Below are 14,563 nucleotides of genomic sequence, written 5' to 3'. Positions count from 1 at the left end.
GGGCGATGACATGAGCAACCGTAAAATCGACATCACGCGACGGAAGGTGCTCGGAGCACTGGGGGCGGTCGGCGCGGCCGGCCTCGGCGCGGGCTTCGGCACGAGTGCGCTGTTCGGCGACACCGAGGAGTTCGTCGGCAACACGCTCGCGGCCGGCAATCTCGACCTCCTGGTCGACTGGCAACAGACCTACGACGGGGCCGGCGACCCCATGTACGTCAACGCCCACCCGGACCACGATGGGGACGGACGCCAGTCGGTCCTCCACCCGACCGAGGAGTACGCGGTCGAGTACACGGAGCGGAACCTCGTCGAGTATCTCACCTGCGACACGCCGGCGTTCGACGACGACTACGACTTCGACGGCGCCGGCGAGCAGGGGTCGCTCGTGGAGCTGACCGACGTCAAGCCCGGCGACTCCGGCGAGATTACGTTCAGCCTCCACCTCTGTGACAATCCTGGCTACATCTGGATGCAGGGCGCGGAGGTTTCGAACTCCGAGCGGGGCTACACGGAGCCGGAGCCGACATCCTCGGAGGATGGCGACATCGACCCGGACGACCCGGACGGCCGGGGTGAACTCGCCGAGAACATCGAGGTCGAAATGTGGTACGACCGGGACTGCGACAACGGCCTCGGCGGGGGAGAGGACGCCGATATCATGTTCACCCTCGACGCCTCCGGATCGATGTTCTACGACCAGTACGGCGGTGTCGTCAGCGACGACCCAATCACCGTCGGCGGTGACACGCGGTCCGAGACGACGAAGATCGACCTCGTCGAGCGGGGGGTCCGCCAGTTCCTCGACGCGCTCGTCGACGCCGGCGGGGACGTGAACATCGAGGTCGGCGTGCTGTTCTTCGACGGCTTCGACCCCGACGACGGAACCCTCGACCACCCGCAGACCCAGCTGTTCGGGCTCGACACCCCATCGAACCTGCGCTCGACGCTCGGGAACTTCCGAGACACCGTCGCCACCCTCACCGGCGGCGGCCCGACCCCGAGCGACGGCGGTGGCATCAGCACCGGGACGGCGCTGGAGCCGGGCATCGAGCAGGCCCAGCAGGAACTCGACAATAACGGTCGTGGGGTGGGGGCGGTCAACGTCGTCTTCACCGACGGTGAGCCCTACCGCGGCGGCTCGCTCCAGCAGTCGTACTTCGATGGCGTGGAGGGTGCGGCCGACGACGCCCGTAGCGACGATCCAGCTCCCGCCACGGACCTGTACGTCATCGGCGATCAGACGAGCAATGCGGACGCTCAGGACCTCCTCGAATCCATGGCGGGCCCCGCCGACTCGGGCGGCGGCGACGCGAGCTACCTGTTCGAACTGACCGACTCGAACTCCATCCCACAGCTGTTCCAGCAGGTCGCGCTGCTCTTCCTCCCGGAGGAGGCGTTCTTCGAGGGGACGCTCGCGGAGGCGCTGACTAAACTGTCGGACGGGGACGGGATTCCACTCGATGCCAACCGCATCACGGAGGTGCGGAGCTGCTACATGCCCGAGATGACGCAGTGTCTCGGCTTCCGGTGGGAGCTCCCGGCGGAGGTCGGGAATCTGGTCCAGAGCGACTCGGTGGCGTTCGATCTCGGCTTCTACACCGAGCAATGCCGGAACAACGGAGCCTCGACGCCGATATCGACCGAGTAGCTCCGAGCCGAACGTCCCCTCATCCGCGACCCACCCACGCTGGTGCATCACGGCGGTTCGACTCCGCCGGTGGGCCTCTCCCGACTGGGGGGTAATCATGACAGACCGGGACTTCGAACTCACGCGGCGGAAGGCACTCGCGGGGCTCGCTACGGTGGGCGCCGCTGGAGCGGGCGCTGGACTGGGCACGAGCGCCCTGTTCAGCGACACCGAATCGTTCGACGACAACATCTTGCAGGCGGGGACGCTCGACCTCGTGGTCGACTACTACACCAGTACGGACCAGGGGTCGTTCGGCTCCAGTAGCCAGAGCGGCGAGGTCAACGGCGACGGGACAACGGTGTACGACTACACCGTCTCGGACGTGAAGCCGGGCGACAGCGGGACGCTCGTGTTCTGCCCGAAGCTCGTCACGAATCCCGGGTGGCTCTGGGTCGGTTCCGACGGTGTGACCGACTACGAGAACGGACAGACCGAGCCGGAGGGTGGCGTCGACGCCACGCCCGGCGGCAGCCTGAACGGGACGAACGACGGCGCGGGCGCTGGCGATCTGAGCTGTGCGATGGATGTGACGGTCTCGTATGCCGAGAGCGCGAGTCTCGACGGCGATCAGGTGGTCTGCAGCAACCCCCGAGAGCTGAACAATCCTGACGACTACACGCTGGCCGACCTTTCGAAGGAGCTAGAGACCGGCTTCCCGCTCGACGGGGACGAGCCGGTGAACGACGACGGTTCGGCGACGCCGTATCCCGGCTCCAGCGGCGCCGACGACCAGCAGGGGCCGTGTCTCTGCATCGAGTGGGAGGTGCCGACGGACGTCGGCAACGAGATCCAGTCCGACGCCATCGAGTTCAGCTTCCAGTTCGTCGCCCAGCAGGCGCGGAACAACCCCGACCCGGCCAACCCGTTCGTCGACGCGGTGGTTTCCTCGGGCGACTCCATCCAGGCTGCCATCGACGCCGCCTCCCCCGGCGATGTCATCATGGTCAAACCCGGGACGTACGCTGAGCAGGTGACGGTCGACGTGCCGGACCTCCTGCTGTTCTCGCGGGACCCGGCCGCGACGACCATCACCGACCAGGTCGTCGTGAGCGCGGACGGGGCGACCCTCTGTGGGTTCACCGTCTCGCCGCCGGATGCGACTTCAACCGCTGGGGAAGACGAAGCAATCAGGGTCAGTCCCAGCCCGGACGACGTGACAATCGTCAATAATATCGTGGAGAACTTTCGTCGTGCTCCCGGTTCGAGCGGGTTCTTCGGCACGGACGGAATCAACGTGTTCGGCGGTCAAGATAACTCCCCTTCGGATACAATCAACAACGTGACCGTTCGGGACAATACGGTCCGGAACGTCTACAACTCCGTCTCTGGTGGTTCGACCGGAGTCAGCATCCAGGGGAACGTGGATGGGGCGACGGTCAAGGGTAACACAATTGAGGAGATAGGCGTGGATACGTCCGGAAATCCGGTCAATTCCTATGCGTTCGGTGTGATAATTCGCGGGACCGGTAACCATGGTGTCGACCCAAAGAACGTCGACATCGTCGACAACGATATCTCATCGGTTCTCGCCAGTGATAGTACTCAGTATCTTGGCGTTGGATGCGCCGTTGATGCGACCGGGCCGAACTACCTGGCCCGCAACAATACCATCAACAATATCAATATCGGAGTTGAGTTGAAGGGGGCTGCGACGGAGCTGACCCTGCTCGAGAACAGCATCAGCAACATCGACAACAGCGTCAACAACACCAACAACCCGAGCGTCCCGCCGCTCTACCTCGGCGATCAGACCGGGAACGCACCAATCGGGACGTTCATCGCCGACAACTCCTACGACGTGGCGGTGACGTCGGGCGGGCCGTTCGGGGCATATCTCCAGGCAATCGTCCCGCAGTAGGTACGCTTAACGCAACCCACGCTCGGCATCTCGGCGGTTCGACTCCGCCGGTGGGCCTCGAACGAGGCACAACACATGACACACGAATCGGCTGGCGGACGATGCCCGGCGGGACCGCACCCGTCGAGCGCGCAGTACCCCTGCCGGAGCAACAGGTCCTCCATGCCGAGAGACGCCCAGAGGGTCGAGAGTCGGCTCGGGCGGTCGACCTGTCTGATGAATTACTTTTCAGGGGGTTTATGCTATTGGTCATCGCATGACACGGCAGAGCCGAACGACCGGGGGGTCCGACGCTCGGAGGGGGGACAAGATGACCAACGATGACGGCGACCGGGGAATCGCCCGCCGGAAGGTACTGGCAGCCGCGGCTGGGGCGGGCGGGCTCGGGGTCGTCGGCGGCGTCGGGAGCGCGGCGCTCCTCCGGGACGAGGAGTCCTTCAGTGGCCTGTTCGAGAGCGGCTCGTTAGAGCTGGATGTCGCCTGGAACAACACCGACGGCGAGAACCTGACTGCGAAGCTCGAGACGGGCAACACGAGCGGACAGGAGCTTCTGGATATCTCGCTCCCGGGTTCGGAGAACAACCCGGCGCACGTCTGGTTCCAGCCGACCTGTCCGCCCGAATCCGCAGCCGGGCTCGCCGACGCGCTGGAACTCTCCGTCCGCTACGCCGACGCACAGGGGACGCCAGGCGACCACGTCCTGGACGCCGACGGAGTGGCCATCGACGGCCGGACCCTCCGTGACCTCGCCGAACAGCCGGGAACGAAGCTCCAGTTCGGCGACGACGGATGTCTGGACGCGGACACGACTCGATACCTCCTCGTCGGGTGGGAGTACACCGAGGACTCCGCGGAGTTCGACGAGACGGACTTCGACCTGGAGTTCTTCGCCGAGCAGTGTCGCAACAACGACGCACCGACGAACCCGTACGAGCCGCTGTCGTGTCCCGTGTCGTCGGGGAAGGATATCAGCTGGGTCGCGTTCTGCGCGGCGGACGGAGAGACCCTGACGGACGGCGACCTGGTGTTCACCGTGAGCGGGGACACCCTCGACCTGACGAGCGCACCGTCGACGCTGGAGACCGTGGTGCTGAAGTACGGCCCCGAGATTCGGGTCTTCACCGACCCAGGTACGTCGGGCACCTTCACCACGGCGACGGGCGGGACGACCTACGACAAGAGCGGCAACTCGTTTCCCGGCAGCGGCCGGACAAACTCGGAACCGTGCCCCGGCATGTGCGGGCTGAAGTACGAGAGAACGTTCCAGACGCCGGAATCGAAGGGGTGCGAAGAATGACAGACACCGAACTCGAACGTGACGGCGGCGACGACGTGCTCGGATCAGTACCCTGGCGGCGGCTACTGTCGGTGGTGGGGACACTCCTCGTCGTCGCCCTCGTCCTGCCGTTCGTCGTCTACGCAGTGCCGGGCGTCGTCGGCGCCGACGCGAGCTACGTCGTGCTCTCGGGGAGCATGGAGCCGGCGATGAGTGCGGGCGATGTCATCGTCGTCGACGCGGCGCCGCCGTCGACCATCTCGGCGGGCGACGTGGTGACCTTCGCGGCGGCGGGCGAGACGCGACCGACGACCCACCGGGTCATCGAGGTGGTCGAGACCGAGCAGGGGCTCGCGTTCCGGACCGCGGGGGACGCGAACGAGGACCCCGACCCGGCACTGGTGACTGCCGACCAGGTCCGCGGTGTGGTGCCGACCGTCGGGGGCCACCTGTTCGTCATCCCGCTGGTCGGCTACGTCATCCAGTTCGCCGGGACCACCACGGGAATCCTCACGCTCCTCGTCGCGCCGCTGGTGTTGCTGGTACTCTCGGAGGCGTACGTGCTCGTGCGGTCCAGTCGCGGCGGGGACGGCGCCAGCGAGGAGCCGGGCGACCCCGAACCGGGTGCGTCCACCGAGCCCGACCCCATAGCGACGACCGGAACCACGGCGGCGACAGCCGACGGGGACGCCGCGCCCGCCGACGCGGCGAACGAGGACGGCGGGTTCACGCTGACCCCGATGGACCTCCGGCTGACGGTCGGAGTCCTGTTCCTGTTCACGGCGTACGCCGTGTGGGTGGCCTACGCGACCCTGGAGGTCTGGGCCGTGACGGGCGCCACGACCGTTGGCGCGACGCTCGTCCTCGTCGGGGCGATGTACCTGTTCGGGGGCTCACCACCCGAGACGGAAACGCGGTCGGGCGCCGATGCTCCGGCGACCGTCCCCGCCACCGCCGCGAGGACATCAGAGCGTCGTCACGAGGCGGTCCACGATGGCGGGACCGAGCGAGCTGCCGTGCGAGGCGCCGGAACTCTCCGGACGGGGACCGACGGCCCCGTCTTCGGGGAACCGCTCGATGGAGCGGTGCCCGGAGAGGCGGCTCCCGGCCGAGACGGCGCCGATGTGGTCGTGCCCCGGTCGCCGACCGGGACCACCGAACCGGCAGTCTCCGAGGCGGAGTCGGCCCCTGCTCCGGCACCAGTCGTCACGCCCGACCAGCTGGAACCGGCTATCGTACCTGTCGACCTGGATTCGCTATCGGGTCCGCCCGTGGACGGACCCGCCGATAGTACTCCGACAGCCGAGACGGAGGAGACGGGCCGCGGGGGGGCACAGCCCCCGTCGAAGAACCCGCTGATCGCGGTCCCGTTCGTCCTGCTCTACTACGTCGGGTACGCGGTCGTAGAGCCGACTCGATTCGTCTATCGGCGACTATCCGCCGTCCGCGGGGGTGGTTCGGATGACTGACCGCCGAAGGGCCGTCCTGGTGGTCGTGCTGGTGTTCGGGCTGAGCATCGCTGGCGGACACACCTACGCCGCGTTCACCGATGAGGAGGAGGTGTCGGTCACCATCGACGCGTCCGCGCTCGGGGGGTCCGGCGGCGGCAACAGCGGTACTTCCGGCGTCTCGGTGTTCGCCGAGGAGTCGGGCGGTAAGGGTTCCTCCATCACCGCTCCGACTCCGACTCCACCCCCGGAATCGCCGGCGACCGAGACGGGCACCGTGACAGGCGACACCGAGACGAAGACCGGCACGGCTTCGACCCCGACCCCCACGGCCACCGACTCGCCGACACCGATGCCGGAGTCCCCCGACGGTGGCGAGCAGATCACCGAATCGGGCTGATCGCCGGATGCTCCTCCGGATTCCCAATCCATCCATCGCTGCCCTCGTCCCGGGGATGGCCCCTGGAACGCACAAGCGCAACGTGCTGGTGTTACTCGTCTATCTCCTCGTGTCGTTCGTCGTGCTGTCCGCGACAGGCATCGGCATGCCCACGATTCTGCGCTGAGTAGCCAAGAGCCACCGACAGGACGGTCACGTCGATGTCCCTGCTGCAGGGGGCAGGCGGCCGGCCCTCGGGGAACAGGTGTCCGAACATCAAGGGTCGGCCGGGAGTGACCTTTGTTATCTGGGGCCTAGCGGCCGCGTCGACACCCCTGACCGCGAGTGGCTACGGACAGTCCTTCCCGTCCAAAGATTCTCGGTGCTTCGCCCACCGAGGCGGCGATATTCGGCGCTCTCGGCCGACCTCGGTCACCGGCGAGTAACGAAGCACCTATCACCGGGGCTGGCAAGATAACGACCAAATGGCTACACCGGATTCGGGTGCGAACGAGTTCGTCCTCTGGCTGGACGAGATCGGGTCAGACGACCTCGATCTGGTCGGCGGCAAGGGCGCCTCTCTCGGGGAGATGACCGCTGCCGGCCTCCCCGTCCCGCCGGGGTTCGTGGTGACCGCGGGCAGCTATCGCGAGTTCATCGAGTCCACGGGTATCGACGAGGAACTGTTCGAGGCCGTCGACGTGGACGCCGAGGACTCGACCGCGCTCGCCGAGGCCGAGGCCCACGCCAAAGAGCTCATCCTCGAGACGGAGATGCCCGAGGAGATGCGCCAGGGCATCCTCGATGCGTACGCCGCCCTCGACGACGGCGAGGCGTTCGTCGCGGTGCGGTCCTCGGCGACCGCCGAGGACCTCCCGGACGCCTCCTTCGCCGGCCAGCAGGAGACCTTCCTCAACATCACCGGTGAGGACCTCATCGACCGCGTGAAGCGGTGCTGGGCCTCCCTCTTTACGCAGCGCGCCATCTACTACCGGCAGGAGCAGGGCTTCGCCCACGACAAGGTCGACATCGCGGTCGTCGTCCAGCGGATGGTCGACGCCGAGAAGTCCGGCGTCATGTTCACCTCGCATCCCTCCACGGGTGAGCCGAAGATCATCATCGAGGCCGCGTGGGGGCTCGGCGAGGCCGTCGTCTCGGGGTCGGTCTCCCCCGACAACTACGTCATCGACCGCGAGACGGGCGAGGTGCTCGACGCCACTATCGCGGACAAGAAGACCATGATGGAGAAGGACCCCGAGACGGGGTCGACCATCGAGCGCGAGGTAGACGAGGAACTGCGTGAGGCGCAGGTCCTCGACGAGAACGAGATCGAGCTGCTCATCGATATCGGCGAGCGCGCCGAGGACCACTACGACGACCCCCAGGACGTCGAGTGGGCCATCACGGACGAGGGCGTGTTCATGCTCCAGTCCCGGCCCATCACGACCATCAGCGACGCGAGCGCCGGGGCAGGCGCTGATGCGGCCGTAAGCGACGGAAGTGGGAACGGCGAGGACGACGACGTCCTGCTGAAGGGGCTGGGCGCCTCGCCCGGTATCGTGAGCGGCGCGGCCCGCGTCGTCCGCAAGCTCGACGGGCTCGACAAGGTCGGCGAGGGCGACATCATCGTCACCGAGATGACGACGCCGGACATGGTGCCCGCGATGAAGCGCGCCGCCGGCATCGTCACCGACGAGGGCGGGATGACCTCTCACGCCGCCATCGTCTCGCGCGAGCTCGGCGTTCCCGCCGTGGTCGGCACCGGTACCGGCTCGGAGGTGCTGGGTGACGGCCAGCTCATCACCATCGACGGGGACAAGGGGACCGTCACGGAGGGGAGCGCCGACGAGGAGACCACCAAGGAGGACCGCCTGGAGGAGGTCCGCCCGCAGAACCCCGTCAAGCCGATGACCGCGACGGAGGTCAAGGTGAACGTCTCCATCCCCGAGGCCGCCGAGCGCGCGGCCCAGACCGGCGCCGACGGCGTGGGGCTGCTCCGGATGGAGCACATGATCCTCTCGACGAACGAGACGCCCGAGCACTACATCGAGAACCACGGCGAGGACGCCTACATCGACGAGATAATCAACGGCGTGCGCGGTGTCGCCGACGAGTTCTACCCGCGCCCGGTCCGGGTCCGCACCCTCGACGCCCCGACCGACGAGTTCCGCCAGCTGGAGGGCGGCGACGACGAGCCCCACGAGCACAACCCGATGCTGGGCTATCGTGGCGTCCGGCGCTCGCTCGACCGGCCGGACGTGTTCGCCCACGAGCTGGAGGCGTTCCGCCGGCTCTGGGAGATGGGCTACGACAACGTCGAGCTGATGCTCCCGCTGGTCAACGACGCCGAGGACGTCATCCAGGCCCGGAACCTGATGGAGGAGGCCGGCATCGACTGGGAGAAGCGCAACTGGGGCGTGATGATCGAGACGCCCGCCGCCGCGCTCACCGTCGAGTCGATGGTCGAGCACGGCATCGACTTCGCCTCCTTCGGGACGAACGACCTGACCCAGTACACGCTCGCGGTCGACCGGAACAACGGCAACGTCGCCGACCGGTTCGACGAACTCCACCCCGCAGTCCTCGAACTCATCGGGGAGGTCATCGAGACCTGCCGCGAGCACGACGTGGCGACCTCCATCTGTGGGCAGGCCGGCTCGAAGCCGGAGATGGCGCGCTTCCTCGTCAACGAGGGGGTGTCGTCCATCTCGGCCAACATCGACGCGGTGCGCGATGTCCAGCACGAGGTCAAGCGCGTCGAGCAGAAGCTCCTGCTCGACTCCGTGCGGTAATCCGGGTCGCGCTCTTTCCGGCCACGTGCGGCACGTGTCGGCAGGGCAGAACGTTCACCACGAGTCACGAGGCTTTTACCGCACCATCGCCGACCGGGAGCCATGCAACGGTCCCCGCTCGCGACAGTGGCGCTCGCCGTCCTGCTGGTGACGGCCGGCTGTAGCGGCGTGTTCGGCGGTGACGGCGCGACCTCTCCCGCCGAGCCGACGCCGGCCGACGGCGACACGGCGAACACGGTGCCCGGCGTCGAGAACGGCCAGGTGACGAACGCGACGGCGTTGCTGGCGGCTCACGAGCGGGGCCTGGTGGCTGCGGGCTTCGAGAACCGGCTCCAGCTGAACGCGACCATCTCGTACCGAGGGGAACCGGTGAAATCGGTCCGGGAGAAACGGGTCATCACCGAACCCGGGGCGAGCGCGTACCGCTTCCGGGTGGTCAATCAGCAAGGTGGTAGCGGTGTCCGGTTCGACCACTGGGGCAACGAGTCCATCTGGGTCTCCCGGGGGACGCTCGGGGACCGGACGACCTACCAGGTTCGTGACCGGTCGGCCGGGACGGGCGGGCTCACCATCAGCGGCATCATGACGAACTACATCAACGGTTCGGCGGCGACCGTCACGAACGTCAGCGAGCGCGACGGGCTGACGCTGGCCACCTTCGAGACGACCACACCGCCGACGGACCCCGACGCCCTCCCAGACAACGCGACGAACGTCCGCGACTACCGGCTCCGGTTCGTGGCCGACTCGCAGGGCCGGATTCACGCACTGGTCGCCCGGGGGACGTACGATATCCAGGGTGAATCCAGCACGTTCTCCGTCGGCTACCGGACCGTCGGGCTCGGTGACCGGTCCGTGTCCCAGCCCGACTGGGCAAGTCAGGCCCTGCAGAACGGGAGTGGCTGAGGCTCCGACCGGTCAATCGAGGTCCGCCCCTCGGTAGCGACGGCCCCATCCGGAGAGCGCGAGTGAACCACGCCAGCGGGGTTGTATACCCCCCGCCAGTCCGTGGCGCAATACCTAAGAGAACGCCTCCACTGGTACGTGTCTAGATGCAGCGGGTCGAACAGGATCCACAGGACTTCGGGCAAGTTCTCTCGTCGATGTGCACGGAGCCGCACCCGGCTGCGCGGGACGCGGCCGAGCGGTTCCTCGCGACCAACCCGGGAGACCCGGGGACGTACGAGACCGTCGCCAAGCTGGAACGCCGTGCGGTGGACCTGCTCGGGGAGATCGTCGGCCTGCCGGACGTCGCGGGCTACGTCGCCTCGGGCGGCACCGAGGCTAACATCCAGGCGGTCCGCATCGCGCGCAACCGCTTCGAGACCGACACCCGGAACCCGAACGTCGTCGCGCCCCAGCACGCACACTTCTCCTTCTGGAAGGCCGCCGACGTACTCGGCGTCGAGTTGCGGACGGCGCCGCTGTCGAACTACACGGCCAACCTCGAGGCCATCAAGCAACAGGTCGACGAGGACACCATCGCCGTCGTCGGCGTCGCCGGCTCCACCGAGTACGGTCGCGTCGACGACATCCCGGCGCTGGCCGACATCGCGGCCGACGTCGGCGCACTCTGTCACGTCGACGCCGCGTGGGGTGGGTTCGTCCTGCCGTTCACCAGCCACGACTGGAACTTCGCCTCCGCCGACGTCGACACGATGACCATCGACCCGCACAAGATGGGGCAGGCGGCCGTCCCCGCGGGCGGCCTGCTCGCGCGCGGTCCCGAGTTCCTCGACGAACTCGCCATCGATACGCCCTACCTCGAATCGACCTCGCAGGTGACGCTCACCGGAACCCGCTCCGGTGCGGGCGTCGCCTCTGCAGTGGCGGCGATGGAGACACTGTGGCCCGACGGCTACCGCGAGCAGTACTACGAGTCCCAGGCCAACGCCGAGTGGCTCGCCAAGAAACTCCGCACCCGGGGCTGCGAGGTGGTGCCGCCCGTCCTCCCCATCGTCGCGGCGGACATGCCCGACCGCCTCATCGACACCCTGCGCGACCGCGGCTGGCGGCTCTCGCGCACGGGAACCGACGAGGCCCGCGTCGTGATGATGCCCCACGTCGACCGCTCGATGCTCCGGGAGTTCGTCTCCGACATCGACGACATCTTCGCCGAGTTCGATATCGGGCGGTGAGCGGTTCTCGCGACGGCTCCATCGACCACCCGAGCGTCGTGAGCCGCGCTACCCCTCGTCGCCTGATGGCGGCACCACGTCGAACGCGTCCGGGTCGGCGTCCGCGACCGCGGGGAGGTGCCGGACCCGTGGCCGCAACAGGACGTAGAGCCCGGTGAACCCGAAGCCGAAGGCGGCCAGCCCCATCGTCGTGGTCGTTCCCAGCACCGCGGCGACGAGGCCGCCGACCAGCGAGCCGAGCGGGAGTGTGGCGCCCGACGCGGTGCCCTTGATGGACGAGACGCGGCCGAGCAGGTCGGTCGGGAAGACGGTCTGGTTCAGCGTCGCCGTGAGCACGCCGCTGGCGCCGGCGGGCACCCACGCGAGCCCGAACAGGGTGACGGTGAGCGCGGCCGACGGTGCGTACACGGCAGCGAGCCAGCAGCCGGCGGCCAGCGAGTGGCCGACCAGCAGCAGCCAGCCGTACGGGACACCCTCCAGGGACGGCGCGATGAGGGAGCCGACGAGCCGACCGATGCCGAGCGCGCCGAGCATGAGGCCGTAGGCGGCGGGGCCGCCGAGCGCGTCGCCGAACGCCGGCAGGATGGCCAGCGTCACGCCGGTCGCCAGGTTGGCGACCGCGGTCATCAGGACCAGCTCGACGAAGACGGTCCCCCGGAGCACCTCGATGCCGTCTCGCAGGTCGGCCACGTACGACCCGAGCACGGAGTCGCGCGGCTGCTCGGTCCCGGGGTCCGGCTCGCCGGTCGCGGTGACGGCGATACCGGCGAACAGCAGGCTCGCGACGGCGAACGTCGCCGAGTCGAACAGGAACAGCGTCGTCGCGCCGAAGACGGCGATGAAGGCGCCGCCGAGCGCGTCGAACACCATGTCCAGTCCGAGCGTCACGGTCGCGAGCGCGGAGTTGGCCTGCGACAGCCGGCCGTCGTCGACGATGCGGGGGACGAGCGTCGCCTGCATCGGCGCCATCAGCAGCGTCGCCAGCGTCAGCAGCGGCACCACCGCGAGGATGACGCCGACGCTCAAATGCCCCGTCACCGCCGCGAGCGGTATCAGGAGGACGACGACCCCCTGCAGGACCTGCGACCCGACCAGCACGGGTCGCAGCGGGAGTCGGTCCACGAGCGGCCCCGCGAGGATTTGCAGGAGCCACGGCAGCAACAGCAGCGCGTTCGTGACCCCCGTCAGGACCGTCGAGCCGCTGAGCTCGAAGACCAGCCACAGGACGGCGACGGTGTAGAGACTGTCCCCGGCGTTGGTCACGAACTGCCCCGCGAAGAACCGCCGGAAGTCGCGGTTCCGCCACAGGGACGACACCTCCCCGTCGGCGTGGGTGGTGTCGCTGGCGTCGGCTGTGTCGGTGGTGGTCATCGCCGACCACCACCGGTGGTGGCGACTCCTCGGCCGGATGGCTGGGGCGACTGCGAGCGATGTGTCCGTGCGAACGGCGATACGTGGTCGCGTGAGCCCTGGCGGTGTGCCAGCGACTCGTCGGAGAGTGGCATGTGCGCGTGTGTTCGGTGGATGAACTGCGGCTACAGGACGTAGCGGAGCGGCGCGAACCCGGGTGCTGCAGCTATCGGGCCCGCCGCGCGGCAGGAGGCGAGAGGGGGTCGAACACCGGACGACACGCGGGCCGGTGGGTCATGGGACGCTTCGTCGGGTTCGTATCGCACGACCGGTATAGGTCTAGGGGTGCCCCGTTACGAGACTCCACACCACGCCGTGGCTGTCGACGGGCGACCGTTCGTGGCACGCCACCGGGCGAATTATTCTATATATTGTTGCCGATATTCGAAACAATTGCGAAATTATTGGTTTATGCTGGCGGATAGCTGATGTATAGAAACGGTTCGAAAATTCAGATATCTGCGGTGTGCTGTTCAGTCCCCGGCCGCGCTCGACAGCACACCCGCGTCGCGGAGGTCCTCGCCGCCGACGGAGGTCCGCAGGTCGGAGGCGTCCATGCCGTCGTCCTGCGTGGCGCCGAAGTTCTCGGCGTAGAGTTCCTCGACGCGCTGGAGCTCCTCGTCGTCGAGTGCGGGCGTGTCGGGTGCGGCGGCCCACTCGTCGATGTCGTCGCTCGTGCGGAACGTCGGCGTGACGGTGGCCATCTCGTCGAACGAGAGGAGCCACTGGATGGCAGCCTGCCCGAGCGTCCGTGCCCCATCGCGCTCGAGGAAGCGGACGTTCTCGACCTTCTCCCAGCCGGCCTCGTACCACGCGGTCGGGCGGTGGCCGCGGTGGTCTCCCTCGTCGAGTTCCGTCTCGGGTGTCACCTGCTCGTTCAGGAGCCCGGAGGAGTGCGGCACCCGGGCCATCACGCTCGTGTCGGCGTTCTCGGCGCGGATGGTCTCGATGAAGTGCCGGCCGGGCGTCTGCTCGAACATGTTGAAGACGGTCTGGACGACGTCGAACTCGTGGGCGACGGCGGCGTCCCCCTCGGCGAGCCAGCCGATGGAGGGGCCGAGCGCCCACCCAATCGCGTCGACGCGGCCCTGCTCGCGCTGCTGGTCGAGCCACTCCAGCACCTCCTCGTCGACCTCGTCGGCGTTGGCGTTGTGGAGCTGGAGCAGTTCGACGTGGTCCGTGCCGAGCCGGTCGAGGCTCTTCTCGAACGCCTCGTCGAGGTACTCCACGTCCAGCTCCTTCGGCAGTTCGCCGTGGCCGGCCTGCGGGTTGTTGTAGAAGTCGTAGCCGACCTTCGTGCCGAGGACGACCTCGTCGCGGTGCTCGGCGAGCGCGCGCCCCAGCAGCCGCTCGGAGTCGCCGTGACCGTACACGTCGCTCGTGTCGAAGTAGGTGATACCCCGGTCCAGCGCGTGCTGGACCATCTCGACGGCCTGCTCCTCGGTGCGGTCGCCCCACCAGTCCGTACCGACGACCCACGCGCCGAAGCTGACCTCGCTGACCTCGACGCCGGAGCCGCCGAGTTCTCGATGGTTCATACGCCCCGTTCGGGCGCGGTCGCACTTAGCG

11 protein-coding genes are annotated in these 14,563 nt (G+C 68.0%); 9 read left to right on the top strand and 2 right to left on the bottom strand.

Annotated features, from left to right (window positions below):
• The first annotated feature begins 10 nt into the window (after positions 1 to 10).
• From NL115_RS05620 to mfnA, 9 genes are all read left to right on the top strand, one after another.
• The gene (locus tag NL115_RS05620) at positions 11 to 1,651 is read left to right on the top strand and encodes a vWA domain-containing protein (protein ID WP_254832218.1); all 1,641 of its coding nucleotides are present in this window, start codon (positions 11 to 13) and stop codon (positions 1,649 to 1,651) included.
• 97 nt (positions 1,652 to 1,748) lie between these two features.
• Positions 1,749 to 3,551 carry a SipW-dependent-type signal peptide-containing protein gene (locus NL115_RS05615; protein WP_254832217.1) on the top strand — a complete coding sequence of 601 codons (1,803 nt, stop codon included), beginning with the start codon at positions 1,749 to 1,751 and terminating at the stop codon, positions 3,549 to 3,551.
• Positions 3,552 to 3,861: 310 nt separating this feature from the next.
• Positions 3,862 to 4,848: a hypothetical protein gene (locus NL115_RS05610; RefSeq protein WP_254832216.1), complete on the top strand. Its 987-nt coding sequence runs from the start codon at positions 3,862 to 3,864 to the stop codon at positions 4,846 to 4,848.
• Positions 4,845 to 6,296, top strand: a complete 1,452-nt coding sequence (locus NL115_RS05605; RefSeq protein WP_254832215.1) for a signal peptidase I — start codon at positions 4,845 to 4,847, stop codon at positions 6,294 to 6,296. Before NL115_RS05610 ends, NL115_RS05605 begins: the two co-directional genes overlap by 4 nt.
• On the top strand, positions 6,289 to 6,675 hold the full coding sequence (locus NL115_RS05600; protein ID WP_254832214.1) for a SipW-dependent-type signal peptide-containing protein: 387 nt from the start codon (positions 6,289 to 6,291) through the stop codon (positions 6,673 to 6,675). The genes NL115_RS05605 and NL115_RS05600 overlap by 8 nt, the downstream gene beginning before the upstream one ends.
• Before the next feature lie 7 nt (positions 6,676 to 6,682).
• The gene (locus NL115_RS05595) at positions 6,683 to 6,841 is read left to right on the top strand and encodes a hypothetical protein (RefSeq protein ID WP_254832213.1); all 159 of its coding nucleotides are present in this window, start codon (positions 6,683 to 6,685) and stop codon (positions 6,839 to 6,841) included.
• A gap of 298 nt (positions 6,842 to 7,139) precedes the next feature.
• Positions 7,140 to 9,446 carry a phosphoenolpyruvate synthase gene (gene ppsA / locus NL115_RS05590; RefSeq protein ID WP_254832212.1) on the top strand — a complete coding sequence of 769 codons (2,307 nt, stop codon included), beginning with the start codon at positions 7,140 to 7,142 and terminating at the stop codon, positions 9,444 to 9,446.
• A gap of 102 nt (positions 9,447 to 9,548) precedes the next feature.
• Positions 9,549 to 10,352 carry a DUF7537 family lipoprotein gene (locus NL115_RS05585; protein WP_254832211.1) on the top strand — a complete coding sequence of 268 codons (804 nt, stop codon included), beginning with the start codon at positions 9,549 to 9,551 and terminating at the stop codon, positions 10,350 to 10,352.
• 146 nt (positions 10,353 to 10,498) lie between these two features.
• On the top strand, positions 10,499 to 11,584 hold the full coding sequence (gene mfnA / locus NL115_RS05580; RefSeq protein ID WP_254823779.1) for a tyrosine decarboxylase MfnA: 1,086 nt from the start codon (positions 10,499 to 10,501) through the stop codon (positions 11,582 to 11,584).
• A gap of 48 nt (positions 11,585 to 11,632) precedes the next feature.
• On the opposite strand, the gene NL115_RS05575 is transcribed toward mfnA, so the two are convergent.
• A complete protein-coding gene (locus NL115_RS05575) occupies positions 11,633 to 12,955 on the bottom strand; it encodes an MFS transporter (protein WP_254832210.1) in 1,323 nt (440 codons plus the stop codon).
• A 512-nt stretch (positions 12,956 to 13,467) separates the two neighbouring features.
• Complete coding sequence (locus NL115_RS05570; protein ID WP_254832209.1) at positions 13,468 to 14,532, bottom strand: aldo/keto reductase; 1,065 nt, start codon at positions 14,530 to 14,532, stop codon at positions 13,468 to 13,470.
• Between the last annotated feature and the right edge of the window lie 31 nt (positions 14,533 to 14,563).

It is taken from the genome of Haloglomus salinum (assembly GCF_024298825.1).
Classification (GTDB): domain Archaea; phylum Halobacteriota; class Halobacteria; order Halobacteriales; family Haloarculaceae; genus Haloglomus; species Haloglomus salinum.
This window is presented reverse-complemented; position numbering and strand designations above follow the sequence as displayed.

Coding starts and splice junctions, on each gene's coding strand:
- NL115_RS05620 (WP_254832218.1), top strand. CDS start 11: ATGAGCAACCGTAAAATCGACATCACGCGACGGAAGGTGCTCGGAGCA.
- NL115_RS05615 (WP_254832217.1), top strand. CDS start 1,749: ATGACAGACCGGGACTTCGAACTCACGCGGCGGAAGGCACTCGCGGGG.
- NL115_RS05610 (WP_254832216.1), top strand. CDS start 3,862: ATGACCAACGATGACGGCGACCGGGGAATCGCCCGCCGGAAGGTACTG.
- NL115_RS05605 (WP_254832215.1), top strand. CDS start 4,845: ATGACAGACACCGAACTCGAACGTGACGGCGGCGACGACGTGCTCGGA.
- NL115_RS05600 (WP_254832214.1), top strand. CDS start 6,289: ATGACTGACCGCCGAAGGGCCGTCCTGGTGGTCGTGCTGGTGTTCGGG.
- NL115_RS05595 (WP_254832213.1), top strand. CDS start 6,683: ATGCTCCTCCGGATTCCCAATCCATCCATCGCTGCCCTCGTCCCGGGG.
- ppsA (WP_254832212.1), top strand. CDS start 7,140: ATGGCTACACCGGATTCGGGTGCGAACGAGTTCGTCCTCTGGCTGGAC.
- NL115_RS05585 (WP_254832211.1), top strand. CDS start 9,549: ATGCAACGGTCCCCGCTCGCGACAGTGGCGCTCGCCGTCCTGCTGGTG.
- mfnA (WP_254823779.1), top strand. CDS start 10,499: ATGCAGCGGGTCGAACAGGATCCACAGGACTTCGGGCAAGTTCTCTCG.
- NL115_RS05575 (WP_254832210.1), bottom strand. CDS start 12,955: ATGACCACCACCGACACAGCCGACGCCAGCGACACCACCCACGCCGAC.
- NL115_RS05570 (WP_254832209.1), bottom strand. CDS start 14,532: ATGAACCATCGAGAACTCGGCGGCTCCGGCGTCGAGGTCAGCGAGGTC.